At 44.6% G+C, this 25,796-nt stretch carries 24 protein-coding genes; 16 read left to right on the top strand and 8 right to left on the bottom strand.

Features of this window, described 5'->3' with window-relative positions; translation table 11 throughout:
* The first annotated feature begins 126 nt into the window (after positions 1–126).
* On the top strand, positions 127–1,401 hold the full coding sequence (locus tag Xbed_RS09025) for an MFS transporter (RefSeq protein WP_167371887.1): 1,275 nt from the start codon (positions 127–129) through the stop codon (positions 1,399–1,401).
* A 19-nt stretch (positions 1,402–1,420) separates the two neighbouring features.
* Here the strand turns inward: Xbed_RS09025 and Xbed_RS09020 are convergent, their stop codons facing one another.
* A complete protein-coding gene (locus Xbed_RS09020; RefSeq protein ID WP_086112604.1) occupies positions 1,421–2,053 on the bottom strand; it encodes a helix-turn-helix domain-containing protein in 633 nt (210 codons plus the stop codon).
* Between the two features lie 292 nt (positions 2,054–2,345).
* Between Xbed_RS09020 and tus the strand changes: the two genes are divergently transcribed.
* Positions 2,346–3,272, top strand: coding sequence for a DNA replication terminus site-binding protein (tus, locus tag Xbed_RS09015; RefSeq protein ID WP_086112603.1), 927 nt, complete (start codon positions 2,346–2,348; stop codon positions 3,270–3,272).
* Between the two features lie 77 nt (positions 3,273–3,349).
* Here the strand turns inward: tus and fumC are convergent, their stop codons facing one another.
* Positions 3,350–4,744: a class II fumarate hydratase gene (fumC, locus tag Xbed_RS09010; RefSeq protein WP_086112602.1), complete on the bottom strand. Its 1,395-nt coding sequence runs from the start codon at positions 4,742–4,744 to the stop codon at positions 3,350–3,352.
* 186 nt (positions 4,745–4,930) lie between these two features.
* Between fumC and manA the strand changes: the two genes are divergently transcribed.
* The 3 genes from manA (at position 4,931) to add (ending at position 8,923) form a co-directional block, all read left to right on the top strand.
* Positions 4,931–6,103, top strand: a complete 1,173-nt coding sequence (gene manA / locus Xbed_RS09005; protein ID WP_086112601.1) for a mannose-6-phosphate isomerase — start codon at positions 4,931–4,933, stop codon at positions 6,101–6,103.
* A 167-nt stretch (positions 6,104–6,270) separates the two neighbouring features.
* Positions 6,271–7,803, top strand: coding sequence for a YdgA family protein (locus Xbed_RS09000; RefSeq protein WP_086112600.1), 1,533 nt, complete (start codon positions 6,271–6,273; stop codon positions 7,801–7,803).
* A gap of 118 nt (positions 7,804–7,921) precedes the next feature.
* Positions 7,922–8,923 (top strand): adenosine deaminase, encoded by a 1,002-nt coding sequence (gene add, locus Xbed_RS08995; RefSeq protein WP_086112632.1) that lies wholly within the window; start codon positions 7,922–7,924, stop codon positions 8,921–8,923.
* Between the two features lie 24 nt (positions 8,924–8,947).
* Here add and Xbed_RS08990 read toward each other — a convergent pair whose 3' ends face one another.
* Together Xbed_RS08990 and Xbed_RS08985 are read right to left on the bottom strand one after the other, a co-directional pair.
* Positions 8,948–9,937, bottom strand: coding sequence for a bile acid:sodium symporter family protein (locus Xbed_RS08990; protein ID WP_086112599.1), 990 nt, complete (start codon positions 9,935–9,937; stop codon positions 8,948–8,950).
* Between the two features lie 51 nt (positions 9,938–9,988).
* A complete protein-coding gene (locus Xbed_RS08985; protein WP_086112598.1) occupies positions 9,989–11,029 on the bottom strand; it encodes an oxidoreductase in 1,041 nt (346 codons plus the stop codon).
* Positions 11,030–11,260: 231 nt separating this feature from the next.
* Here Xbed_RS08985 and Xbed_RS08980 point away from each other — a divergent pair, with 231 nt between their 5' ends.
* The 10 genes from Xbed_RS08980 (at position 11,261) to bla (ending at position 22,030) form a co-directional block, all read left to right on the top strand.
* Complete coding sequence (locus Xbed_RS08980) at positions 11,261–11,701, top strand: DUF2569 domain-containing protein (protein ID WP_086112597.1); 441 nt, start codon at positions 11,261–11,263, stop codon at positions 11,699–11,701.
* Between the two features lie 118 nt (positions 11,702–11,819).
* On the top strand, positions 11,820–12,401 hold the full coding sequence (rsxA, locus tag Xbed_RS08975) for an electron transport complex subunit RsxA (protein WP_086112596.1): 582 nt from the start codon (positions 11,820–11,822) through the stop codon (positions 12,399–12,401).
* A complete protein-coding gene (rsxB, locus tag Xbed_RS08970) occupies positions 12,401–13,024 on the top strand; it encodes an electron transport complex subunit RsxB (protein WP_086112595.1) in 624 nt (207 codons plus the stop codon). The genes rsxA and rsxB overlap by 1 nt, the downstream gene beginning before the upstream one ends.
* Positions 13,017–15,494, top strand: coding sequence for an electron transport complex subunit RsxC (gene rsxC, locus Xbed_RS08965; RefSeq protein ID WP_086112594.1), 2,478 nt, complete (start codon positions 13,017–13,019; stop codon positions 15,492–15,494). Before rsxB ends, rsxC begins: the two co-directional genes overlap by 8 nt.
* 12 nt (positions 15,495–15,506) lie before the next feature.
* Positions 15,507–16,586 (top strand): electron transport complex subunit RsxD, encoded by a 1,080-nt coding sequence (gene rsxD / locus Xbed_RS08960; RefSeq protein WP_086112593.1) that lies wholly within the window; start codon positions 15,507–15,509, stop codon positions 16,584–16,586.
* A 16-nt stretch (positions 16,587–16,602) separates the two neighbouring features.
* Positions 16,603–17,229, top strand: a complete 627-nt coding sequence (rsxG, locus tag Xbed_RS08955) for an electron transport complex subunit RsxG (RefSeq protein ID WP_086112592.1) — start codon at positions 16,603–16,605, stop codon at positions 17,227–17,229.
* A gap of 2 nt (positions 17,230–17,231) precedes the next feature.
* Positions 17,232–17,936 (top strand): electron transport complex subunit E, encoded by a 705-nt coding sequence (locus Xbed_RS08950; protein ID WP_086112591.1) that lies wholly within the window; start codon positions 17,232–17,234, stop codon positions 17,934–17,936.
* A gap of 14 nt (positions 17,937–17,950) precedes the next feature.
* Positions 17,951–18,583: an endonuclease III gene (nth, locus tag Xbed_RS08945; RefSeq protein ID WP_086112590.1), complete on the top strand. Its 633-nt coding sequence runs from the start codon at positions 17,951–17,953 to the stop codon at positions 18,581–18,583.
* A gap of 465 nt (positions 18,584–19,048) precedes the next feature.
* Entirely contained in the window at positions 19,049–20,989 is a 1,941-nt protein-coding gene (locus Xbed_RS08940; RefSeq protein ID WP_086112589.1) for an exoribonuclease II, read from the top strand.
* Positions 20,990–21,094: 105 nt separating this feature from the next.
* Positions 21,095–22,030, top strand: a complete 936-nt coding sequence (gene bla, locus Xbed_RS08935) for a class A beta-lactamase (RefSeq protein WP_086112588.1) — start codon at positions 21,095–21,097, stop codon at positions 22,028–22,030.
* 87 nt (positions 22,031–22,117) lie between these two features.
* Here bla and yciH read toward each other — a convergent pair whose 3' ends face one another.
* From yciH to Xbed_RS08915, 4 genes are all read right to left on the bottom strand, one after another.
* Positions 22,118–22,441, bottom strand: a complete 324-nt coding sequence (gene yciH / locus Xbed_RS08930) for a stress response translation initiation inhibitor YciH (protein WP_086112587.1) — start codon at positions 22,439–22,441, stop codon at positions 22,118–22,120.
* Positions 22,434–23,174 carry an orotidine-5'-phosphate decarboxylase gene (gene pyrF / locus Xbed_RS08925; RefSeq protein WP_086112586.1) on the bottom strand — a complete coding sequence of 247 codons (741 nt, stop codon included), beginning with the start codon at positions 23,172–23,174 and terminating at the stop codon, positions 22,434–22,436. The genes yciH and pyrF overlap by 8 nt, the downstream gene beginning before the upstream one ends.
* An 82-nt stretch (positions 23,175–23,256) precedes the next feature.
* A complete protein-coding gene (lapB, locus tag Xbed_RS08920) occupies positions 23,257–24,426 on the bottom strand; it encodes a lipopolysaccharide assembly protein LapB (protein ID WP_086112585.1) in 1,170 nt (389 codons plus the stop codon).
* A 6-nt stretch (positions 24,427–24,432) separates the two neighbouring features.
* A complete protein-coding gene (locus Xbed_RS08915; protein ID WP_086112584.1) occupies positions 24,433–24,747 on the bottom strand; it encodes a LapA family protein in 315 nt (104 codons plus the stop codon).
* A gap of 424 nt (positions 24,748–25,171) precedes the next feature.
* Here Xbed_RS08915 and ribA point away from each other — a divergent pair, with 424 nt between their 5' ends.
* A complete protein-coding gene (gene ribA, locus Xbed_RS08910) occupies positions 25,172–25,762 on the top strand; it encodes a GTP cyclohydrolase II (RefSeq protein WP_086112631.1) in 591 nt (196 codons plus the stop codon).
* Positions 25,763–25,796 lie beyond the last annotated feature (34 nt).

Below are 25,796 nucleotides of genomic sequence, written 5' to 3'. Positions count from 1 at the left end.
ATATTTTAAACATATCATTTTGGAATGATTAATATATTAGACAAAATATTCATGAATTCCTATTCTTGATCTCAATCAAGTATTTAACATTTTTTACTTAAAAAATTATTTAAAGAAGGAAGTCGCGTGAACACAATTCAAAGCGTCGGTGAAAAGTCGGTAGTCTCTGGCGTTGAAAGTGATGTAGAAAACACGTTCAGACAAGGGCGTGAAAGTAAACAACGCTATATTCAGCGTGGGGATGCAGCCTATCTGCGTGTAACACTATCATTTTTTGCCGTCGGGTTGGCAACTTTCGCGCTACTTTACTTTGTTCAGCCGATATTACCGATTTTGTCAGATGAATTTAACGTATCACCGGCTAATAGTAGTCTGGCTTTATCTCTCTCTACAGGGATGTTAGCCCTTGGGTTATTAATAACAGGTCCCCTATCTGATGCTCTTGGCCGTAAGAATGTTATGGTCATGTCATTGGTTGCGGCCGCTATTTTTACTCTTTTGAGTTCCGTTATGACAAGCTGGCACGGAATTTTGCTTATTCGCGCCCTTGTAGGTTTGTCGATCAGTGGTGTTGCCGCTGTAGCAATGACTTATTTAAGTGAAGAAATTCATCCCAGCTATGCTGCCTTGTCTATTGGATTGTATATTAGTGGTAATTCAGTGGGAGGAATGAGCGGCCGTTTGCTTACCGGTGTGATTGCAGATTACTTCTCCTGGCGGTTTGCGGCTATCTCACTGGGTACATTTGCTTTTATTTGCGCTATCGCATTTTGGAAAATGTTGCCGGAATCCCGGAATTTTAAATCCAGTTCACTAAAGCCTAAGTCATTGCTCATCAATTTAAAGCTACATTTTCGTGATAAAGGTCTTCCCTTTCTATTTGCTGAAGCATTTTTAATCATGGGCGGTTTCGTTACGATGTTTAACTACATTGGTTATCGGTTATTAGAAACGCCTTATCATTTCAGTCAGACTATTGTTGGATTATTGTCTGTTGTTTACTTAACCGGGACTTACAGCGCAACAAAAGCAGGAGCACTGACGGGTAAGTATGGACGTGGCAGAGTATTGCTGGCAGCAATCAGCGCTATGTTGGTTGGTTCCCTAATCACCCTATTCTCTCCTGTCTGGGCTGTGATACTTGGGATGATGATATTAACGACCGGTTTCTTCGCGGCTCACGCTGTTGCAAGTGGATGGGTTGGACAACGGGCAAAACGGGCTAAAGCGCAGGCTTCATCCCTGTATCTATTTGGTTACTACGCAGGTTCAAGCATTACCGGCACATTGGGCGGAGTATTCTGGTTGTATTTTGCATGGAATGGTGTAGCAATATTTATTTCATTTTTAGCCATTATCGCTCTTTATTTGGGTTTTAAACTCAATAAATTAGAAGGTTGATGTTTTAAGCATCGGGGTTTTAATAGTAAGATTGGGTAGGCAACGCAATAATTTTTATCAGGTAGCCATCCACAATCTCAATACTCCCGGCTTTCTTCAATGAAAATAATATCCGTTGTATACAGCTACGGGAAAGAGTGCACCGCTGCTCTATATATTTAATGACCGAGATGTTTTCCCGAAAGTCATCAGGCAAAGTCATCAGACGAGATAATAGACTGTATACAACTTCCCGGGTTTCATAGCGAAAAAGGCTAAGATCTCTTGCATAAAAGAAAGAGATCTTATACGAAATGATCCTCATCCACTCTCGGTAAAGGTCATGTTTTCTTATGGCATTCAAGGCGTTGACCCGAGGGATTTGGTAAATTTTACAGCTTGGTCCTAGCTCAATGGAATAATAGATTTCCGAACCGGAATAAAAAGATAACCCGATGATATAAGGTGAAAAAGACGTTGCTATGATTAAATCATCATTTATTCTGCGTATATTGACATAACCTTGTTCCAATAAGAAAAATTTAGCAAATTCCTCTTCAATTTCAATCAACTTTCCTTGTGAAGATGAGTCTGATGTAATTAATTCCGAATAGGGTAATAATACATCTATCACCTTTTTAAAGGAATTCACAGGCTTGACTAATCTTTTCATATTTAACAACCTTGATGTATTACTTGCTCCGCTGAAAAATGCGGAATGGAAAAGCGAATGAAAACTTTTTCTTATGTGGAATAAGTGGGTAGTTTGAATCAAAACTTAATAAGTTACTTAATTTTTATCACAATGTTGAAATGCATCGCAACAGGTGTTCTTCTTCCTTTTGTGTTATTGAGTTTTCGTTTGATTTTGTTGTGGTGATTTGTTTTCTTTGTGTTTATAGTTAACAGTATGTTGTAACTAATTAAATCAAAGTTCTCAGGACACCATCGTTGGGGATGATAATATGAATAAATACCTTTCAACTGAGTCGCTTACACGTTGCTTTAAGAATCAGGAGGAAAAATTATCTGAACTTATTGCCTTATTAATGAACTATCCACTTATTGATGCCCGGGTATTTGAATTACCTCAAGTCGAAAAAGGTGAAGAACATGAAGAAGTGACTGAAATTACAGTTAATTCACTACGGGGAAATGAAGCGCTTAATTTAGGTTTACGATTCTATCAGAAGTTATTTATACATCATAATAATCCCAATATCAGTAGCAAAGCAGCAAGTCGGCTTCCCGGCGCATTATGCTTTGCCGTTAGCCACCAGCAATATAAAGAAGCAATGAGTGTCGTTAATGACGTCAATCAGTTAAAAGTAGAACTGGAAAAGATCGTGACCAAAGAATCAGGTGTCAGCAAAGAGCAACGATTTGAATTTGTTCATAATCATTTGAGGGGTCTCATCACCTTGAATGCCTATCGCACTATCACTCCCCTGTTAAACCCTGATTCCATCAATTTCGGCTGGGCCAACAAAAACATCATTAATAAAGTCACTAAGCAACAAGTCCTGGAACGGCTGGAGAAAAGCTATAATGCGGGGCGTGCAGTTCCCCCCTACACCAGCGATCAATGGGCATCATTGGTGGCACTGGAAATAACAGATATCAAGAAACTCCCCGATGATGTGATCTTGAAAATCAAGAGGCCAGTAAAAGTACAACCCATTACCCGGGTTTGGTATTCCGAGCTACAAAAGCAGGTTCAATATGCGTGCCCACTTCCGGTTATGGTTTTCTATACAGAAGATAGCGAAATTAAACCGAAAATTGGTGCATTGCCTAACTATAATGTCAATGCCATTAAACACAGATATAAACCCAAAGCCAAACCACTTGAACTCGTTATTCCTCGTCTGCATCTCTATAAAGAAATTTAAGCAATAAAAAACCGGAGTACGTATTTCTCCGGTTTTTTAGTTTTAATAACGCAGGTAAGGTCACGTCAGGGTGAGCATTACTTCATGCTACCAACCATATCTTCTGGACGAACCCACGCATCAAATTCAGCTTCCGTCAAATAACCCAGTTGCATCGCGGATTGTTTCAGCGTCAGACCTTCTTTATGGGCTTTCTTGGCGATTTCTGCTGCCTTATCGTAGCCGATATGCGTATTCAATGCGGTTACCAACATCAGCGATTCATTCAGCAATTGCGTGATACGGTCATGATTAGGCTCAATGCCAATCGCACAATGCTCATTGAAACTGCGCATACCATCCGCCAGCAAACGAACAGATTGCAGGAAGTTATGGATCACCATGGGACGGAACACATTCAGCTCGAAGTTACCAGACGCTCCGCCAATATTGATGGCGACATCATTACCCATAACCTGTGCACATAACATCGTCATTGCTTCGCACTGAGTCGGGTTCACTTTGCCCGGCATAATTGAGCTGCCCGGCTCATTTTCAGGAATGGAAATTTCACCGATGCCACAACGCGGGCCAGAAGCCAACCAACGAACGTCGTTGGTAATTTTCATCAGTGATGCTGCCAAACCTTTCAACGCACCATGCGAGTGAACCAAGGCATCACAGGTTGCCAAGGCTTCAAATTTGTTCGGGGAAGTGACAAAAGGCTGGCCGGACAGTTCCGCAATTTTTTTCGCAACGCGAACAGCGTATTCCGGATGCGTGTTCAGGCCGGTGCCTACCGCTGTACCACCCAGTGCCAATTCGCACACATGCGGAATGCTATCTTCAATGTGTTTCAAGTTATGTGTCAACATCGCCGCCCAACCAGAAATCTCCTGACCTAAAGTCAGAGGGGTCGCATCTTGTAAGTGGGTGCGGCCAATTTTTACGATGTTCTTAAAGGCTTCCGCTTTATCTGCCAGCGTTTTTTGTAGTGCTTTTAACTCTGGTAACAGATGTTCACGCACTGCGATAACGGCCGCGACATGCATAGCGGTTGGGAAAACGTCATTGGAGCTTTGACTTTTGTTGACATCATCATTAGGGTGAACCAGACGTTCATTACCCCTTTGACCGCCAAGGATCTCACTACCACGGTTCGCCAACACTTCATTCATGTTCATGTTGCTTTGAGTTCCCGAACCGGTCTGCCAAATAGCAAGAGGGAATTCTGTCGGGTGTTTACCTTCCAACACCTCTTTCGCCGCAGCGATAATTGCGTCAGCACGTTCTTTAGGCAAAAGACCTAAGTCCATATTCACGCTGGCGGCTGCTTGTTTAGTCAATGCAAGAGCATGAATCAACGCAACAGGCATTTTTTCCTGAGAAATGCGGAAATGCTCCAGTGAGCGCTGGGTTTGCGCTCCCCATAATTGGTCAGCAGGTACTTCGATAGGTCCCATTGAGTCTTTTTCAATGCGAGTGGCTGCCATTACTATCTCCTTAGCACACAGAATAATTGAATACGCCGAAACAAACTTTGCAGATAAAGTAGTCGGTATCTTTTTATCATGCCATAAATTTATGATCGATAATGCGACCTGACCGTGTTTATTGTATTGTTGTCATATAAATGAGTTTATTTTTTTATTACAGTTTTTTATTACAGGAAAGTCGCCATGCTGAAAATGACCAATAACATCCAACATTATGATTGGGGAAGCAAAACTGCCCTAACGGATATTTACGGCATCAAAAACCCTGACAATCAGCCAATGGCAGAACTATGGATGGGAGCACATCCAAAATGCAGCTCACTGGTGACGGTTCCTCAAACCGGTGAAACCATCGCTCTGAATACTCTGATTGCCAAGGAACCAGAAAAGTATCTTGGGGACACTGTTGCCCGCCAATTCGGACGTTTGCCTTTTTTGTTCAAAGTTTTGTGTGCAGCTCAACCGCTTTCAATTCAAGTGCATCCTGATAAAACTTCTGCGGAGATGGGATTTGCCAGAGAAAATGCGCAAGGGGTTCCCTTAGATTCAGCACAGCGCAATTATAAAGACGATAATCACAAACCTGAACTGGTCTATGCGCTGACACCATTTAAGGCAATGAACGCTTTCAGGCCCTTATCAGAGATCGCACAATTATTGGGTTATGTTTCTGCGGCACATCCCGATATCCAGACATTCCTCCAGCATCCGACAGAACAAAACCTGTCGTTTCTCTTCTCCCAATTATTGAACATGCAAGGCGAGCAAAAACATTTAGCCATTGCCGTCTTAAAATCTGCACTCAATAGCCATCAGGGAGAGCCATGGGACACCATCAGAAAGATGACCTCTTTCTACCCCGATGATAACGGTTTGTTTTCACCCCTCCTGCTTAACGTGGTTGAACTCAAACCCGGTCAAGCGATGTTTCTGTATGCCCGCACTCCCCATGCTTATCTTGAAGGTGTCGCCCTGGAAGTGATGGCCAATTCAGACAATGTACTGCGTGCCGGCTTAACCAGTAAGCATATTGATGTTCCTGAGTTAATGGCTAATCTGGATTTTATGCCGAAGTCTGCCGATGCTTTGCTGACCACGCCAAAACAGGAAAAAGACGCACTGAACTATCCTGTTCCCGTCAATGATTTCCATTTTTCTGTTTATGCTGTTTCAGAACAACCAATCACATTGGAGAACAATTCAGCATCGATTATATTTTGTATTGAAGGTCAAATAGTTATCAACTCTGACAAGCAGCAATTGAGATTATTCTCAGGGGAATCAATCTTCTTATCTGCTATAGAAAGAACCGCTATTGTTCATGGTAACGGGAAAATAGCCAAAGTATCCAATTAATTGTCTATATTCATAGAGTTATTCCTGTTTCATCGGTTGTTAGTCACATTTTCAGAGAAAATTGATTAAAATATCTTAGTTAGGTTATACACTTAACAACCATTATTGACATAAATAAAAACGCATATATCAACCACGCATATGCGTTAAAAGGATGGGATTTCCACATGAAAAAATCGTTAGTTGCTGTAAGCGTTGTTGTTGCTCTGGGAGCGGTATGGACAGGTGCTTCATGGTACACAGGTAAACAACTTGAAGGACGTTTGGATCATTTCATAAGCAAAGCAAATACAGAGCTCAAAGAAGCATTTCCTGAAAGTGGCATTGAATGGCAAGCAGAAAACTTCAAACGCGGTGTTTTCAGTTCTGATGTCCGTTTAATCCTCAGCATAAAAGGTACTAAGTCAAAGAGTGAAGAAATTATCTTCAAATCAACCATTGATCATGGTCCCTTTCCTGTTTCAAGCCTGAAAAGATTCAACTTGATGCCAAAAATGGCGTCTATCCATTCTGAACTCGAACAAAGTGAGCCACTGAAAGATCTGTTTAACCTTACCCAAGGAAAATCCCCGCTTAACATAAATGCTGAATTCAGCTATGGCGGAAGCCTTTCTTCCAACATCAACCTGAGTGCCGTGAATCATACGGAAACGAAAGAAAATGGGGAAAAACGGGTTCTGTCATTCTCTGGCGCACAGATCAACGCTGAGACTGACCGTCATTTAAATGCATTTTCATTTTCCGTCAAAAGCGATGCATTATCTTTCAGTGATCCGACCAAAAAAGAATCAATCATCCTGAAAGACATCGATTTTAAAGGGAATGGTAAAAAAGGTCTTTTCGATATCTATATTGGCGATCAGAGCTATGGCATTGGTGAAATTTCCACGCATGGGATTGCGGGTGAATCAGATACCACAGAAACCAATGATACTGCTTTCAAGGGACTCAAAATTACGTCCAACTTGACAGAAGATAAAGATAACCTAAACATCAAAATTGGTTACAGTATTGACGGCATAAAAGTTAAAAACATGGATTTCGGCTCAGGTAAGATTGTTCTGGGCATGGAAAAACTGGATGGCGAATCAGTCCGTAAGTTTACTCAGGCTTATAATGATACCGTAGCCGCAGAAACCTTGACCACACATGGTTCATCTTATGATATCACTTACGCTGCCGTTCTCAGTAATTTGCATCTACTCCTGAATAAGGACCCGCAATTCAGCCTTTCTCCTTTTAGCTGGAAAAACAGTAAAGGCGAAAGTACGGTGGATTTCAAACTGTCCTTACAGAACATTCCTGAAGACAAAAATGCGTTGCTCCTTATGGAGCCGGAAGAGGTGATCCGTACCCTGATCCAAAGCCTGTCACTACACATTAATGTACCCAAGGCCATGCTGGTGGAATCCATCACCCAGGCAGATGTTTTGGGAGGTGAAGATAAAACCGCCGCAGAAGCCAAGGCAAAACAACAAGTCAACACACTGGCTCAAGAGGGAATTAAACTGAATGTCCTCACTGATGAAAACGACGTTATTGGTCTTAATTTCCACTACGCCGATGACAAAGTTAAATTAAACAGCAAAGAAACCAGCCTGCACCAATTCTTGCTTGATAATGGGCTTGTGGGTTCCTATGATGATGCAGATGGTGAGCAAAATCAGCATGATGATGCTGAAACGCCTGTAACTGAATAAGTGAACAGCTAAAAAATATCGATAGTGCTTTCATTTTCTTGCCAGTCAACGTGTTGACTGGCTTTTTTGTATATCTGAAATTTGCTATACCCAAAATAATTCGAAAGGATAAAAAATGATGATTGATACACAGCTTCCATTGACCGATTTACATCGTCACCTTGACGGCAATATCCGCCCTGAAACCATTTTAGCTCTTGCTCGTCAGCATAATATCCCGCTCCCTGCTGACGAGCTGGAAGCATTACGTCCTCATGTCCAGATCATTGAAAATGAACCCAACCTTATCAGTTTTCTCCAAAAACTGGACTGGGGTGTCACCGTTCTGGCCGATTTAGCTGCCTGTCGCAGAGTCGCCATTGAAAATGTTGAAGATGCCGTTAACGCCGGTCTTGATTATGCTGAACTGCGCTTTTCTCCTTATTACATGGCCATGAAACATCAATTACCTGTTGAAGGGGTTGTAGAAGCCGTTATTGATGGTATCCATTCAGCCAGCCAACAACATGATATTCCGATCCGTTTGATTGGCATACTGAGCAGAACCTTTGGGGAAAAGGCGTGTTCTCAAGAATTAGCCGGCCTTCTCGCCCATAAACAACACATTACGGCATTAGATTTGGCGGGTGATGAGCTTGGGTTCCCTGGTCATCTGTTTGAGCAACATTTTATTCAGGCGCGTGATGCTGGCTGGAACATTAGCGTACATGCCGGAGAAGCCGCCGGTGCAGAAAGCATCTGGCATGCTATTCGTGAATTGGGGGCAACCCGTATTGGGCACGGTGTTAAAGCTATTACTGATCCGGCCTTAATGGACTATCTGGCTGAACACCGTATCGGTATTGAATCCTGTCTGACATCGAACCTGCAAACCAGCACCGTCAACTCATTATCCACTCATCCGCTGAAACAATTCCTTGAGCACGGTATTCTGGCATCAATCAATACCGATGACCCGGCAGTCGAAGGTATTGAAATTCGCCATGAGTATAATATTGCTGCGCCAGCAGCAGGACTGTCTCCAAAACAGATCCGACAGGCACAGATGAATGGATTGGCAAGCGCGTTCCTCAGTGAAGCGGAAAAACAGGCCCTGATAGACAAAGTGGCAACTCGCTAAAAATATTAACTCTAAAGGCAGAAATTAATCTGCCTTTTTAGGTTTTGAACGTTGAGCATAACGCTGGGCAAGTACAGCACAAACCATCAGTTGAATTTGATGGAAAATCATCAGCGGCAATAGCATTACCCCTACCATTGAAGCAGGAAACAACACGTTAGCCATCGGTACCCCATTCGCCAGACTTTTCTTCGAACCACAAAAGACAATGGTAATTTCGTCTTGTTTGTCAAACCCCAGCAAACGTGAACTGTATACATTAATGACGAGCACGAGTGCCAATAAAACACAGCACACGATACCGATCATAACCAGTGAATAGGCATCGATTTTATGCCAGATACCTTCCACCACCGCTTCACTGAATGCAACATACACCACCAGCAAAATGGAGGAACGATCTGTTATGTTGACCAGTTTTTTATGTTTTTCCACCCATCGGGCAATCAAGGGGCGTGATAAGTGACCGACAATAAACGGCACCATCAGTTGCAATATAATATCTTTTATCGCTTTCCAGGTATCGGCATGTGCTCCCCCTTCATGGGTTTGGATCAAAAAACCCACCAATAATGGAGACAGAAACACCCCTAACAGGCTTGAAGCAGAAGCGCTGCATATCGCCGCAGCGACATTGCCTCCGGCAACAGAAGTAAAGGCAATGGCAGACTGCACCGTCGCAGGTAACGCACAAAGATAAAGAAATCCCATATAAATTGTAGGTGATATCCATTCCGGTACGATGAAATGCAGCCCCATACCCAGTATCGGGAATAAGACAAAGGTGCTGATAAAAATGACCAAATGCAGTTTCCAGTGCCCAATGCCGGCCCAAATGGCACTACGGGATAACTTCGCCCCATGCATAAAAAATAACAATGCAATGGCGGCTGTGGTTAAGTGCTGAAACCATTTTTGGGCTTCGCCTTCACAAGGTAAAAACGAGGCGATGATGACCACGGTAATCAGTACCACTAAAAAAGGATCAATTCTTAATTTCTGCAACACGTTCATCAATATAGCTCCCTTTGCCTTACAAGCTATGGCTTGGTCAATTAATCACCATTAATCAATAATAATTGTGCGTTGCTCTCTCGCCGATTGTTCACCCGCTTCAATAAGTTTCATGACCAGAATGGCTTCACTGGCAGTCACGGGATTAGGCTTACCAAACAAGATAGCATCACGAATAGCGGCATAATATGCACCATAATGACCCGGTACTGTTGGTATCACTTGGGTAATCAGGTCATCACCTTGTGACAACGTCACTGAACCGTCACGGGCATCATATCCCCAATCTGCCCGAGGTGGTCTTTCTCCCGCTTTCAGGCGTTCTTCTTGCGGGTCCAAACCATATTTCACGTAACTTCCTGCCATACCGTGCAAGGTATAGATAGGGGATTGTGCAGCCGCAAGCATGGTCGCATGTAGCACCACTCTCAAATCAGGGTAACTGAGTTGCGCATGAAAATAATCCGCCGTCTCTGCATTCGGGCGTATCATGCCTAAATCCACGGTAATGCCGTTTGGTTTGCCAAAAAGCTGAACAGCCTGATCTAATAAATGTGGCGCCAAATCGTACCAAATACCACTGCCCGCACCGGCAGCTTCACGCCAACGCTGACGAACAGCCGGACGGTAGCGATCAAAATGGGATTCATAATATTTCAATGCCCCCAATTTATTTTCTTTAATCAGTGACTTCACTGTCAAAAAACCTGAATCCCAACGACGATTATGGAATACAGACAGCAATAAATGAGCTTCTTCTGCCTGTTTTTTCAGGGACTCAGCCTGTTCCACCGTAATAGTAAAAGGCTTGTCAACAACAACATGCTTACCTGCCGCCAGTGCCTTTTGTGCCAGTGGGTAATGAGTATCATTTGGCGTTGGGATCACAATAAGATCAATGTCAGGATCACTGAATAGTGTTTCCGGGGAAGATGTGACTGACACTGTTGGCCAGTCTTTTTTGACTTTTTCTGCATCACTGCTTGAAATAGCCACTAGTTCAACGTTGGGTGTCCCCGCAATCAATGGTGCATGGAAAGTTTTGCTGGCATAACCATAACCGACCAAACCCACTTTTAACAAATCACTCATAACTATTCCTCATAACTATTTTCCATAACTATTTTCCATAACTACGCCCCTCATAACGGCCTGTGAGAATCGCAATATCACAAACTGGTAACCCATTAATAACCCTCAAAGCATCAGAAAATATCACTACCTATCACACGTTAGCAAATAATCCTGATACCTGTGTTACTCTCTTTTTTCTATATCAATTTCTCTATATCAGAGTACTCATTATGGAGCGAAAATTCTTTTATGTATCAATCCAATGATTATTATCGTATTAACGGCTGGTTATTGGCTCCTGCGGCTTATCTCATCATGACCTTCATCGCCGCCAGCCTGATGTTGCTGTTATATGCCATGATGTTTATCCATAAAAACGAGGCCATCCACCAAGTTGCTGGGAATTTTACTACTATGTGGTATCTCTCTGTATTAACCTCGGCAATTATGTGGTGTTTTACCGTCTGGGTTTTGCAGTTACTTTTTATTCGATCAAAACGTTTCCCGCGTATTTTCATTATTTGGCTGATGGTTTCTGTTCTGATTGCCATAAAGACGTTTGCCTTTTCTCCCATTAATGATGAGATGGCAATACGAACCTTATTATGGCCATTACTGGCTGCTGCCGTTTTTGTTCCTTATATTAAGCGCTCTCACCGGGTAAAAATGACTTTCACACAAGATCGATAACACCCCCCACAATTGATTGTTATCATTGCCTCCACTTGCCTCACCGTCAGGTGAGGAATTTCTATTCAGACTATATAACCGTGTATTATTTTCCAACATCTCATTTTCAGGTATAGCAATGACTGAATACCTCTTGTTATTTATTGGCACAGTTTTGGTCAATAACTTTGTTTTAGTGAAATTCTTGGGCTTATGTCCTTTTATGGGCGTATCCAAAAAACTCGAAACCGCTATTGGTATGGGATTGGCGACAACCTTTGTTCTAACTCTGGCTTCCATCAGTTCATGGCTGATAAACACCTTTATTCTTGTACCACTTGATTTGGTTTATTTGCGTACTCTGAGTTTCATTCTTGTTATTGCGGTTGTTGTTCAGTTTACTGAACTGGCCGTCCGCAAAACGAGTCCGACGCTTTACCGGCTTTTAGGGATCTTCCTGCCACTGATTACCACTAACTGTGCTGTACTTGGGGTGGCACTCCTGAATGTCAACCAATCTCACGGCTTCCTCCAGTCTGCGGTATATGGCTTTAGCGCGGCGGCGGGTTTTTCCCTTGTCATGGTGCTGTTTGCCGCTATTCGTGAACGTTTGGCCGTTGCCAATATTCCTGCCCCTTTTCGTGGTTCATCGATAGGGCTTATTACTGCGGGATTAATGTCCCTCGCATTTATGGGCTTTAGTGGTTTGGTGAAATTCTGATGATGCCTTTATGGATTGCTATCGGCGTATTAAGTGTGCTTGGGCTAATATTTGGCCTAATTCTTGGTTTTGCTGCTCGCCGTTTTAAAGTAGAAGAAGATCCCATCGTTGAGAAAATAGACAGCCTGTTACCTCAGAGTCAATGCGGGCAATGTAGCTATCCCGGCTGTCGTCCCTATGCGGAAGCCGTCGCCAATAACGGCGAAATGATCAACAAATGCGCGCCGGGCGGGGAACAAGTGATGCTCAAGATGTCCGAATTACTGGGCATAGAACCTCAACCACTGGATGGCGATGACAGCGTACAAAACCCGGCCAGAAAAGTGGCGTTCATTGACGAAGAAAACTGTATTGGCTGTACCAAATGCATTCAAGCCTGTCCGGTTGATGCCATTATTGGTGCAAACCGCGCCATGCACACTGTTATTGAAGATCTCTGCACGGGCTGTGACCTGTGTGTCTCTCCCTGTCCAACCGATTGCATTACAATGATCCCAGTCGCTGCTACCACATCAAATTGGAAATGGGATTTAAATACCATTCCGGTAAGAAATATTCCTGTTACCTCTGAACCTCCTTTTTTCTCTCCTGTTAATCCGATTGAGGTTAAAAATAATGTTTAACCTGCTCAATTGGCTTAACAAAAATAAAATATGGGATTTTGAAGGTGGCATCCATCCACCTGAAATGAAGTTGCAATCCAGCCACACGCCATTGCGCCAGGCTCCACTGCCCGATGAGTTCATCATTCCCCTACAGCAACATTTGGGGCCGGAAGGTGAATTGCGGGTTAAAGTGGGTGATAAGGTTCTGAAAGGTCAACCCTTGACTATCGGCACAGGTCGGACTGTACCTGTTCATGCCTCTACTTCAGGCACAATTACCGCAATTGAACCTTGCGTCACGGCGCACCCTTCCGGGCTGAAAGAATTGTGTGTACGGTTGCGGCCTGACGGCGAAGATCAATGGGGTGAACGTATTCAGTCCCCCGATTACACAACCCTTGATGCCGATGAACTATTACAACGCATTCAGCAAGCGGGAATTGCAGGATTAGGTGGGGCCGGCTTCCCTACAGCGACAAAGCTCAAGGGTGGAAAACACAACCTCAGTACGTTGATTATCAATGCTGCTGAGTGTGAACCCTATATCACTGCTGACGACCGTTTGATGCAGGAGCATGCAAACGAAGTTATCGAAGGTATCCGCATTTTGATGCACCTGCTCAATCCCAAACAGGTGTTGATTGGCATTGAAGATAATAAACCCGAAGCCATTGATGCCCTGAATACCGCGCTCAAGGGCGATAACGCCATTATAGTGCGGGTTATTCCAACAAAATATCCTTCTGGGGGCGCCAAACAACTGACCAAAATCCTGACCGGGAAAGAGGTTCCATCCGGAGGACGTTCTTCTGATATCGGCGTTCTCATGCAAAACGTGGGGACCGTGATGGCCATCAAGCGAGCTGTCATTGATGGTGAACCCCTCATTGAACGGATCGTAACCCTGACAGGCGAAGCTCTCACCTCCCCCGGTAACTTCTGGGCACGCCTTGGCACTCCGGTTCAATTCCTGTTACAACAAGCGGGGTTTAAGCCTGATACAGAACAGATGGTCATTATGGGTGGGCCATTAATGGGCTTTACCTTACCGGATCTGACTGTCCCCATCGTCAAAATCAGTAACTGCATTCTTGTCCCCTCGGCACAAGAGATGGAACCCAAAGAGATTGAAGAAGCCTGCATCCGCTGTGGTCTATGTGTTGAAGCCTGCCCAGCCGGATTACTGCCGCAACAACTTTATTGGTTCAGCCGTGGACAAGAGCATGAAAAAGCTAAAAACCACCATTTATTTGACTGTATTGAGTGTGGTGCCTGTGCCTATGTGTGCCCAAGCAATATTCCTTTAGTCCAATATTACCGACAAGAGAAAGCAGAAATACGGGCGATAGAAGTGGAGTCACGCCGTTCTGCGGAAGCCAAAATACGCTTTGAAGCCAAACAGGTACGTATGGAACGCGAAAAATTGGCTCGTGAAGAACGCCATAAAAAAGCCGCAGTACCAGTGAGCAGTAGCGATAAAAGTTCGGTGGAAGCTGCGCTTGCTCGTGTCAAGGAGAAGCAAAGTAACGCTGGCGAATCTATCACGGTACAAGCAGGACAATTACCTGACAACGCAGCCGCAATTGCAGCACGTAAGGCCAGAAAAGAACAGCAGCGAGCTCGTCAGGCAGAAAAACAGACAGCTCCAAGTTCGAATGCGGATATAAAAACAACCGTATCAGTTGAAAGTGATGATCCACGTAAAGCGGCCCTCGCTGCGGCGATTGCCAGAGCAAAAGCGAAAAAGGCCGCCCAAAGTGAAGAAGTGACAATGTCACCAAACGAGTCACAAAACAGTGTGGAAGAGACACCCGATCCGCGCAAAGCGGCTGTTGCGGCGGCTATCGTTCGAGCAAAGGCTAAAAAAGACGCGCAAAATCAGGTTGAATCCGTTCCGCAACCAACCGTTGCCGCTGAACCGGAAAAAACTGATCCGCGTAAAGCCGCCGTTGCGGCCGCGATTGCCCGTGTTAAGGCCAAAAAAGACGCACAAAATCAGGTTGAACCCGTTCCGCAACCAACCGTTGCCGCTGAACCGGAAGAAACCGATCCGCGTAAAGCCGCCGTTGCGGCCGCGATTGCCCGCGTTAAGGCCAAGAAAGACGCACAAAATCAGGTTGAATCCGTTCCGCAACCAACCGTTGCCGCTGAACCGGAAGAAACCGATCCGCGTAAAGCTGCCGTTGCGGCCGCGATTGCCCGTGTTAAGGCTAAAAAAGACGCGCAAAATCAGGTTGAACCCGTTCCGCAACCAACCGTTGCCGCTGAACAGGAAGAAACCGATCCACGTAAAGCCGCCGTTGCGGCCGCGATTGCCCGTGTTAAGGCCAAAAAAGACGCGCAAAATCAGGTTGAACCCGTTCCGCAACCAACCGTTGCCGCTGAACCGGAAGAAACCGATCCGCGTAAAGCCGCCGTTGCGGCCGCGATTGCCCGCGTTAAGGACAAAAAAGCCGCTCAAGAAAAACATGAAATTCCAACAGAATAGTGACCATTATCGATGAAATTCAGGCCAGTAAAAACTGACAATAACCAGCTAAAGATCGCGAGTTCGCCTTTTACACACAATAAGAAAAGCACCAGCCAGATCATGCTTTGGGTGGTTTTAGCTGCCATCCCCGGCATTGCGGTACAAACCTATTTATTTGGCTCTGGAACCTTGTTCCAAATCTTATTGGCAGTCATTACCGCATTGTTAGCAGAATCCGCAGCGATTGCACTGAAAAAACAATGGGTAATCCCTTATCTCAAAGACAATTCGGCTTTAGTCACAGGATTACTGCTGGGGATTAGCCTGCCACCATTAGCACCATGGTGGTTGATCGTTCTCGGAACTTTCTTTGCCATCATTATTGCCAAACATCTGTATGGTGGTCTTGGACAAAATCCCTTTAACCCCGCCATGGTGGGTTATGTTGTCCTGCTTATTTCATTCCCTGTGCAAATGACCAGTTGGATGCCACCCGCATCTCTACAGGCATTCACTTTAACCCCTTGGGATAGCCTGATGGTTATCTTCACAGGTCATGCCCCTGATGGTTCTACCTTACTACAGCTACAACAAGGGATTGATGGACTGAGTCAGGCAACACCGTTGGATAGTTTTAAAACCGGCCGGCTGACCCACAATATGGATGAAGTATTGCAGCAGCCGATATTACAGGGAGTTTTGGCAGGGATTGGTTGGCAATGGGTCAATATTGCTTATCTGGTCGGTGGGCTGATGATGATCAATCGAAAAGTCATCAACTGGCAAATCCCAACCGCATTCATTTTGTCATTGGGTGCCTGTGCATTACTTAGCTGGCTCATTGATCCTGCCCGTTACTCACCTCCTCTATTACAACTTCTGTCCGGCGCAACCATGCTGGGGGCATTCTTTATTGCGACAGATCCTGTCAGTGCATCAACGACACCAAAAGGTCGCTTGATTTATGGCGCTATCATTGGAGGACTCATTTGGGTGATCCGTGTTTATGGTGGTTATCCAGATGCAGTGGCATTTGCCGTATTATTGGCCAATATCTGCGTGCCACTGATTGACCATTACACACAACCCCGTGCTTACGGTCATAAATAGGGAAAAGGAGACTGCCATGTTAGAAACCATGCGACGTCACGGTGTTATCCTCGCCATTTTTGCAGCCTGCACAACAGGATTAACCGCCATTGTTTATTCATTGACAAAAGACCGGATTACAGAACAAGCCGCACTACAACATAAGGTCTTGCTGGATCAAATTGTTCCCCCGAATTTGTATGACAATAAAATGCAGGATGAGTGTTATCTGGTGACAGATAATACACTGGGTAATACACAACCCCATCACCTTTATCTCGCCCGTAAAAATGGGATCCCCGTTGCAGCGGCACTGGAAAGTACCGCCCCTGATGGTTATTCAGGTGCGATTCAATTGTTGGTTGGGGCTGATTTCTCTGGCAAGGTACTCGGTGTACGTGTGACTGAACATCATGAAACTCCGGGATTAGGGGATAAAATTGATACCCGTATTTCCGACTGGATCAACACGTTTTCTGGCAAGACAGTGATGTCAAAAGACGATCACCATTGGGCCGTCAAGAAAGACGGTGGGGAATTTGACCAATTTACCGGCGCAACCATTACCCCTCGTGCTGTCGTCAATGCAGTTAAGCGGACAACGCTTTATCTGGAGACCGTTCCTGCACGGCTTTCTTCCCTTCCAATTTGTGGAGAAGAATAATCATGAATGAAACCAAAAACCTATTTATCCAAGGACTGTGGAAAAATAATTCCGCATTGGTTCAACTTTTAGGGCTTTGTCCTCTATTGGCCGTTTCCTCTACCGCGACCAATGCACTGGGGCTGGGATTGGCGACGACCTTGGTTTTACTGTGCACCAACATTGCCGTGTCAGCCCTGCGCCGTTGGGTTCCCCATGAAATTCGTATCCCCATTTACGTGATGATCATTGCATCCGTCGTTAGCGCCGTTCAGATGTTAATCAATGCCTTTGCATTCGGGTTATATGAATCATTGGGGATCTTTATTCCCTTGATTGTGACTAACTGTATCGTCATTGGTCGCGCGGAAGCCTACGCCTCGAAGAATTCCATCTACCATTCAACGATTGATGGTCTGGCAATGGGACTTGGCGCTACTTTTTCCCTGTTTGTGCTGGGCGCTATACGAGAAATCTTGGGTAACGGGACTCTTTTTGATGGTGCGGATTTGCTGCTGGGCAGTTGGGCTAAATCACTACGCATTGAAATTCTCCATATGGATTCCCCCTTCTTGCTTGCCATCTTACCACCAGGGGCATTTGTTGGATTAGGCTTGATGCTGGCAGGAAAATATATCATTGACGAACGCATCAAAAATCGGACAGAAAATAAAGAACGCCAATACAACGTCGAAAAAGGCTGTGGCAGCCATATCACGAGAAGCTGAGGGTGCAATTAGATATGAATCAACAAAAACGGGTCGAAATACTCACCCGCTTACGGGATAACAATCCACATCCAACGACAGAGCTGGTTTTCAGTTCGCCTTTTGAATTGCTGATATCAGTTTTACTGTCTGCACAAGCGACAGATGTGAGTGTTAATAAGGCAACCGCAAAGCTATATCCCATTGCCCGTACCCCTCAGGCGATCCTTGATTTAGGCATTGATGGTTTAAAAGAGTATATAAAAACCATCGGGTTATATAACACTAAAGCTGAAAATGTGATCAAAACCTGCCGGATTTTGCTGGAAAAGCACCAAGGTGAAATACCGGAAGATCGCACAGCATTGGAGGCATTACCGGGTGTTGGTCGTAAGACAGCCAATGTTGTCTTGAATACCGCTTTTGGCTGGCCAACTATTGCGGTTGACACACATATCTTTCGCGTCAGTAATCGGACCCAGTTTGCACCTGGGAAAAATGTTGATGAGGTAGAAAAGAAGCTATTGAAAGTCGTGCCGGCTGAATTCAAGGTTGATTGCCACCATTGGCTGATTTTGCATGGCCGTTATACCTGTATTGCCCGTAAACCGCGTTGCGGATCTTGTATTATTGAAGATCTGTGTGAATACAGGGATAAAACTGAATAATAAGCCCCCCAGACTCATCTTTCATCTTTAATTCTCACCTCTGTGCTTCAAAAACCGGTCTCCTATAAATTACTATAGGAGACCGGCCGAATCCGACTACTCTACAAGCCTACATAAAAAAGGAACTACCCCACGCAGTGTGGGGGTAAGGGATCTTCAGAATTTCAGTGTGTCACAATTACGGAAACTTATTTAGGTGATTCCGTTCACTTAGTAGGCTATTTTTTGATGATCTGATGTTGATGGAGGTGGTTTTTTGTTAACTTATAAGTATGTTGTAACTAAAATGACAATGTAATCGATCTCTGATTTGTTATCCGTTTCGGTAAGAAATTTTATGCCCGATTTTTGATCTTATCCCACAGTTTTTCCTGTTTTGATAAGATGTTACTTGCTCCACAACGTCGATTCGCGTAAAACTGTTGTCCAAAATTATCGATAATAACTCCATACTCCCCAGATATTATGTTTCAAAATAATCCGCTGCTTGCGCAGCTAAAACAGCAACTTCACGCCAAAACCACTCGCGTAGAAGGTTTAGTTAAGGGAACTGAAAAAGGTTTTGGATTTTTAGAGGTCGACGGACAGAAAAGTTATTTTATTCCACCTCCCTACATGAAAAAGGTCATGCACGGTGACCGAATTACTGCGGCTATTCATACAGATAAAGAAAAAGAGATTGCTGATCCGGAAACGTTGGTTGAGCCATTCCTGACTCGTTTTGTCGGAAGGATCCAAAAGAAAGAAAATGATAATCGACTGTGGATTATCCCTGACCACCCATTATTAAAAGATACCATCCCCTGCCGCCCTGCGAGTCAGGTTACCCATACTTTCCAACATGGCGATTGGGCTGTGGCGGAAATGCGCCGCCATCCACTGAAAGGCGATCGCGGATTCCAAGCTGAAGTCACGGGCTATATCACTCAAGGAGATGACCATTATGCTCCCTGGTGGGTAACTCTGACACGTCATAGTCTGGGACGTGAGGCACCCGTAATGACGGATTGCCAGTTAGACAATGAGTCCATTGAACGCACTGATCTGACCGCTCTTGATTTTGTCACTATCGACAGTGCAACAACCGAAGATATGGATGATGCTCTGTACATCACCCAAAATGATGATGGTAGCCTAAAACTTTCTATTGCTATTGCAGATCCAACAGCTTATATCAAAGCTGACAGTGAACTGGACAAAATTGCCTACCAGCGCAGTTTCACCAACTATCTGCCAGGCTTCAATATCCCAATGCTCCCGCGTGAACTGTCAGATGATTTATGTTCTCTGCGTCCGAATGTTCGCCGCCCGGCTCTGGTTTGTCAGGTTTCTATTCTGGAAAATGGTCAATTAGGCGATGATATTCAATTTTTCGCTGCATGGGTTGAATCAAAATTCAAGCTGGTTTACGACGAAGTTTCAGATTGGTTAGAAGGCCAGGAAGGTTGGGAGCCGAAATCTGAAGCCGTCAAAACACAAATCACACTTCTGAAAGAGATGTGTGAACGCCGCAATAACTGGCGTCATCAACATGCACTGGTTTTCAAGGAGCGTCCAGATTATCGGTTTATGCTTGATGAAGGCGGTCATGTTGTTGATATCGTCATTGAACAACGACGTTCGGCCAACCGTATTGTTGAAGAAGCCATGATCGCAGCAAACTTATGTGCCGCTATGGTTCTGCGCGATAAATTAGGCTTTGGGATTTACAATGTCCATACCGGTTTTGATTCCACTCATATTGAGCAAGTCGTTGAAGTCCTGAAAGAATATGGCATTGATGCAAATGCCGAAGCCTTGTTGGGGCTGGATGGGTTCTGTAAATTACGCCGTGAGTTGGATAAACAACCGACGCAGTTCCTGGATAGCCGCATTCGCCGCTTCCAAACTTTTGCGGAAATCAAAACTGAGCCAGGCCCACATTTCGGTTTAGGTTTTGATGCTTACGCGACCTGGACATCCCCTATCCGTAAATACAGCGATATTATCAACCACCGTTTGTTGAAGGCCATTATTCAGCAAACCGATGTTGAAAAACCGACTGAAGAGATTTGTCTGCAATTGACAGATCGCCGTCGGGCAAATCGTCTGGCAGAACGCGATGTCGGTGACTGGCTCTATGCTCGTTTCCTGCATCCTCATGCCGGTACAGATAAAACTTTCCCAGCAGAAATTATCGATATCACCCGTGGGGGCTTACGCGTCCGTCTGGTTGATAATGGTGCCATTGCTTTTGTTCCCGGGCCATTCTTGCACGCTGTTCGTGATGAGCTGCAATGCAGTCAGGAAACCGGCTCGGTATTAATTAAAGGTGAAGCTGCCTACCGTCTGAATGACATCATTGATGTTCGCATTGAAGAAGTCAGAATGGAAACCCGCAATATCGTAGCTCGTCCTGTAGGTTAATCTTGCGGGAAGTTCGTATGCAACATGAACTGCCGCCATCTTTGGCGGCAGTTTTATAATAACAGTTTATAATAACGATACATTACAACAAGATAAGAGTTCTACATGCGGCTTTCTTCATTCAAATTAATCAACGTGACAACCGCACTCTCTCCTCTATTTGGTGCCTTACTCACATTTTCTGCCAATGCGGCCCTTCATCAGGCTGGAGTGCCCCACCAAATAGACACTTTCAGGCAGAATCAACTTACCCATCAGCTCTCAATGCTGGAAAAAAATGCCGGGGGTCGTCTCGGTGTTGTACTGATAGATACCTTTGATCATTCCACCACCGTTTATCGTGCAAATGAACGTTTTCCTTTATGCAGTACCAGTAAATTGATGGCGGTATCCGCGCTCTTGAAGCAAAGTGAAACAAGTGGCCATTTATTAAGTCAACGAATTCACTACCAATCATCAGATCTTACTGAATACAGCCCTATTACGGAAAAACATCTCAAAGATGGCATGACGTTGGGAGAACTGAGCGCCGCAACACTACAATATAGTGATAATGCAGCGATGAACCTTCTCCTTAACCAATTGGGCGGCCCACATGAAGTGACCAAATTCGCCCGTACTATCGGCGACCATCACTTTCGTCTCGATCGTAAAGAACCTGAATTAAACACGGCTATACCGGGAGATGAACGTGATACGTCAACACCACAAAGTATGGCGAACAGCCTATATCATTTGGCATTGGGAAATATCCTGGCGACGATACAGCGTGAACAATTAGTTGGGTGGCTAAAAGGAAATACGACAGGTGGTGCCAGCATTCGTGCCGGTGTACCAAAAGATTGGGTGGTAGGAGATAAAACCGGGCGTTGCAATTATGGTACAACAAATGACATAGCCGTAATTTGGCCAACAAAAAACCGTTCTCCATGGGTTTTGGTTACTTACTTTACTCAGCCAAATAACCAAAATGCCAGCGCCCGACCTGATGTATTGGCTGAGGCTGCACGTATCATGATTCAAAATAAAGAAGCGGAATGAACGCAGGGCATAATTCTTTGCGGGATATCGATATTTGCAGGCTATACAGCGCACTTGCTGCATAGCCTGTCAGGCGGGAAACCCGACTTAACCTCCCGCCAATTTCACTTTCATGCCTTTCGCTTCTAAAAGCTGCTTCAGCAAGTCACGTTTATCGCCCTGAATCTCGATTTCACCGTCTTTGACTGAACCGCCACACCCACATTTTTTCTTCAATTCGGCAGCCAGCTTGGTGAGTGTTTGATCATCAGCATCAATGCCCGTGATAATGCAAACGCCTTTCCCCTTACGTCCACTCGTTTGACGCTGTATACGTACAATACCATCACCTTTCGGACGAACGGGTTTAACGTTTTCTTCCCGGATACGACCACCCTCCGTCGAGTAAACCAAGCGAGAATGATTATCCATGAACGATCCCAATAGATTGATTAATCTGCTGTAATGCCAGTGCCGGATTTTCCGCACGAGTAATCGGACGCCCGATCACCATATAATCCACCCCGACCTGAACGGCCTGAGGCGGAGTCATGATACGACGCTGATCGCCCGCATCTGCCCCTTCAGGACGGATCCCCGGTGTCACAAGCTGGAATGCCTGTCCGCACACCGCTTTCAATTGCTGTGCTTCATGCGCAGAGCAAACCACGCCATCCAAGCCACACTGTTTTGTTAATAATGCCAGACGCTCAGCGTGCTGTGCCGGAGTCGCATTAATCCCAGCGTCCAACAGGTCAGATTGTTCCATGCTGGTCAATACTGTGACAGCAATCAACAGTGGGGCATTCTTACCGTAAGGCAATAATGCTTCTTTCGCCGCCGTCATCATTCTCGCGCCACCACCGGCATGAATATTGACCATCCAGACACCCAATTCAGCCGCCGCCGCAACCGCTCTTGCCGTTGTATTGGGAATGTCATGGAATTTGAGATCCAAAAATACCTCAAAACCACGCTGATGCAGTGCCTGAACAAATTGTGGGCCATACAGCGTAAACATCTCTTTACCCACTTTCAGACGACAGGATTGTGGGTCAATCTTATCGACAAATTCCAGCGCTGCACGCTGGTTGTCATAATCCAGTGCAACGATAACAGGCGAGTCAATCTGTTTATCTAAAATTTGAGCTGTGCAGGAGGTCATTTTTAGGCCCTTTCATTTACTAATGAATTGAATTACTACTTGAATTACTGATGAAGAGAAACATGTCTGGAGTCAAACCGTGTCACTGACCATCCAAGCCCCGGATCGGTTTAATCGAATCCCATGAGCGACATGATGGACAGTGCCAATATAACGAGCGGGAAGTAAAGCCACATTTATGGCATCGATAATCAGGTTTTGTCCGGATTTGTTCACCGACCATATTACGCAAAAGGATCAAACTTTCTTTAGCTCGCCCTTCTTCTGCATCTGCCAGATGGTAGTCCATCAAGCGATAAAAAACCCTCATCGTCGGATGACGCTCCAACTGACGGTTAATATAATTCTGGGCTACATCACGCCCTTCTTTTTTCTCAATAATATCAGCCATATGAAGTTCTGCAATGGCTCCACAGTTTTCATCTACACAGCGTTGGACAAAGGCTTCCCATTCTTCCGGCTGAGATAAATGCTGGTAACACTCTTGCAGCATTGGCAGAGATTCACTGATGACCTGTTTATCCTGTTCGAGAATACGTTTCAGTGCGTCAGTCGCTTTGGCATATTCGCCCTGCGCCATATAGATACGACCAAACATGATTGAAACACGAGCACAATTTTTGTCTGCCTGCGCCGCTTTATTCAGATGACCGATAGCATCGCTAAGATCATCATTGCCCATAGATTGCAGCGCCAGCTCACAGTAAAAATGAGCAATGTCTTCACGGAAGTGGTGTTTACCCAGTTTGACCAGCTTTTCGGCGATTTCGATCGCTTTATTCCAATCACTGGTTGACTGATAGATAGTTAACAAAGAATTGAAGGCGTTTTCACGGAAGTCAGTTTCATCAACCAACTGAATGAACATGTTTTCGGCTCGATCATAGACTCCGGCAGCCATATAATCCCGACCAAGTTGTTGAATCGAAAGTAAACGTTGTTCAAACGTCAGGGAGGCACTTTCCATTAGGGATTGGTGAATACGGATAGCTCTTTCAACTTCACCACGGGAACGAAATAGATTTCCCAGTGTTAAATGCGCTTCAAATGCAGAACTATCCTCTTTCAGCATATCAAGAAATAAATCTACCGCTTTATCCTGCTGATTGGAGAGTAAGAAGTTAACACCATCAACATATTCACGGGAAAGACGATCAGCAGATTGCTGTTTATCTTGTTGAGCACTTCTGCGCCCCATATACCAGCCATAGGCGGCAGCAATGGGAAGCAACAGAAACAACAGCTCTAACATGGAGAATTATTCCTTTTTTAAGGCTACAGTCGATACGGCTTTTGCGGATGACTCAGGTGGCTGTTCCAACTGGGTTTCCAGGCGTTTGATTTTACGTTTCGCACGTCGAAGGGAAACACAGGCGCGCAAGTAAAATGCTCCACAAATCCCCCAGCCGAGGACGAAACCGACAGCGAATAACACAGCCAGTAATGTGGATACAGAATAATCACCTTTGGCAATCAAATAATTAAATGTCACTATCTGATTATTATTTGCTCCCAGAGTTACTGAGATAACAAAAACAACCAGTGCCAGTAATAAAATCAGAAAATATTTCACATTTCTTCCTGTTATCTATTGTTGCTGATTAATTATGCCAAACTACAGACACACTGGCGTGTTAAATTAGCATTTCTCATCTACGCAGAGGAAGCAATTTATTGCAATAGGCGCTGATTTCCCTCTTTTTGTGACATTATTCTACTTGATTGCGCTAAATCCTACCTTTTTTTCCAAACAAGCTGACACTGTGACACAGTACATCCGCAAAAATCAGCTTATAGTCTAGCATGCTAATAGGATACTTATGATTGAATAATCGGCGCTTTATATCCATGCACATTAATAAATTCTGTTATAATGGCGCCTCATGCGTGTGTTGTAATCAGAAAAATTTTTTCGTGTTTTTAGTTGATTTCTCAACCGAGATTATTCTGATTACTGCCATATTTATGACGAGCCAAATCAACATATGAAAACTAAAATACAGCTAAAACGAGTAGCTGAAGCAAAATTACCTACGCCATGGGGCGAATTTCTAATGATTGGATTTGAAGAAATCGAAACAGGCCGCGACCATGTTGCCCTTGTTTTCGGTGATATCTCCGGTGATAAGCCGGTATTATCACGGATCCACTCAGAATGCCTGACAGGGGATGCCTTGTTCAGTCTAAGGTGCGACTGTGGCTTCCAATTAGAAGCCGCCCTATCGCAAATTAGTCAAGAAGGCCGTGGCATACTGCTATACCACCGTCAGGAAGGCCGCAATATTGGCCTACTGAATAAAATCCGCGCCTATGCCTTACAAGATCAGGGAATTGATACCGTCGAAGCTAACCATCAGTTAGGTTTCGCTGCTGATGAGAGAGATTTTACCCTTTGCTCAGACATGTATAAGCTGTTGAATGTTCATGCCATCCGCCTTCTGACCAACAACCCGAAAAAAGTTGAGATCATGATAGAAGCAGGCATTAATATCATCGAACGAGTTCCCCTGATTGTAGGCAGAAATCCCAAAAACGCTTACTACCTGGATACCAAAGCCAGCCGGATGGGGCACTTGTTACTCAAATAAATGCCAGCGTATTATTAAAGTAATACATTGTTGC

Source organism: Xenorhabdus beddingii (assembly GCF_002127545.1).
GTDB classification, from domain to species: Bacteria; Pseudomonadota; Gammaproteobacteria; order Enterobacterales; family Enterobacteriaceae; genus Xenorhabdus; species Xenorhabdus beddingii.
This window is presented reverse-complemented; position numbering and strand designations above follow the sequence as displayed.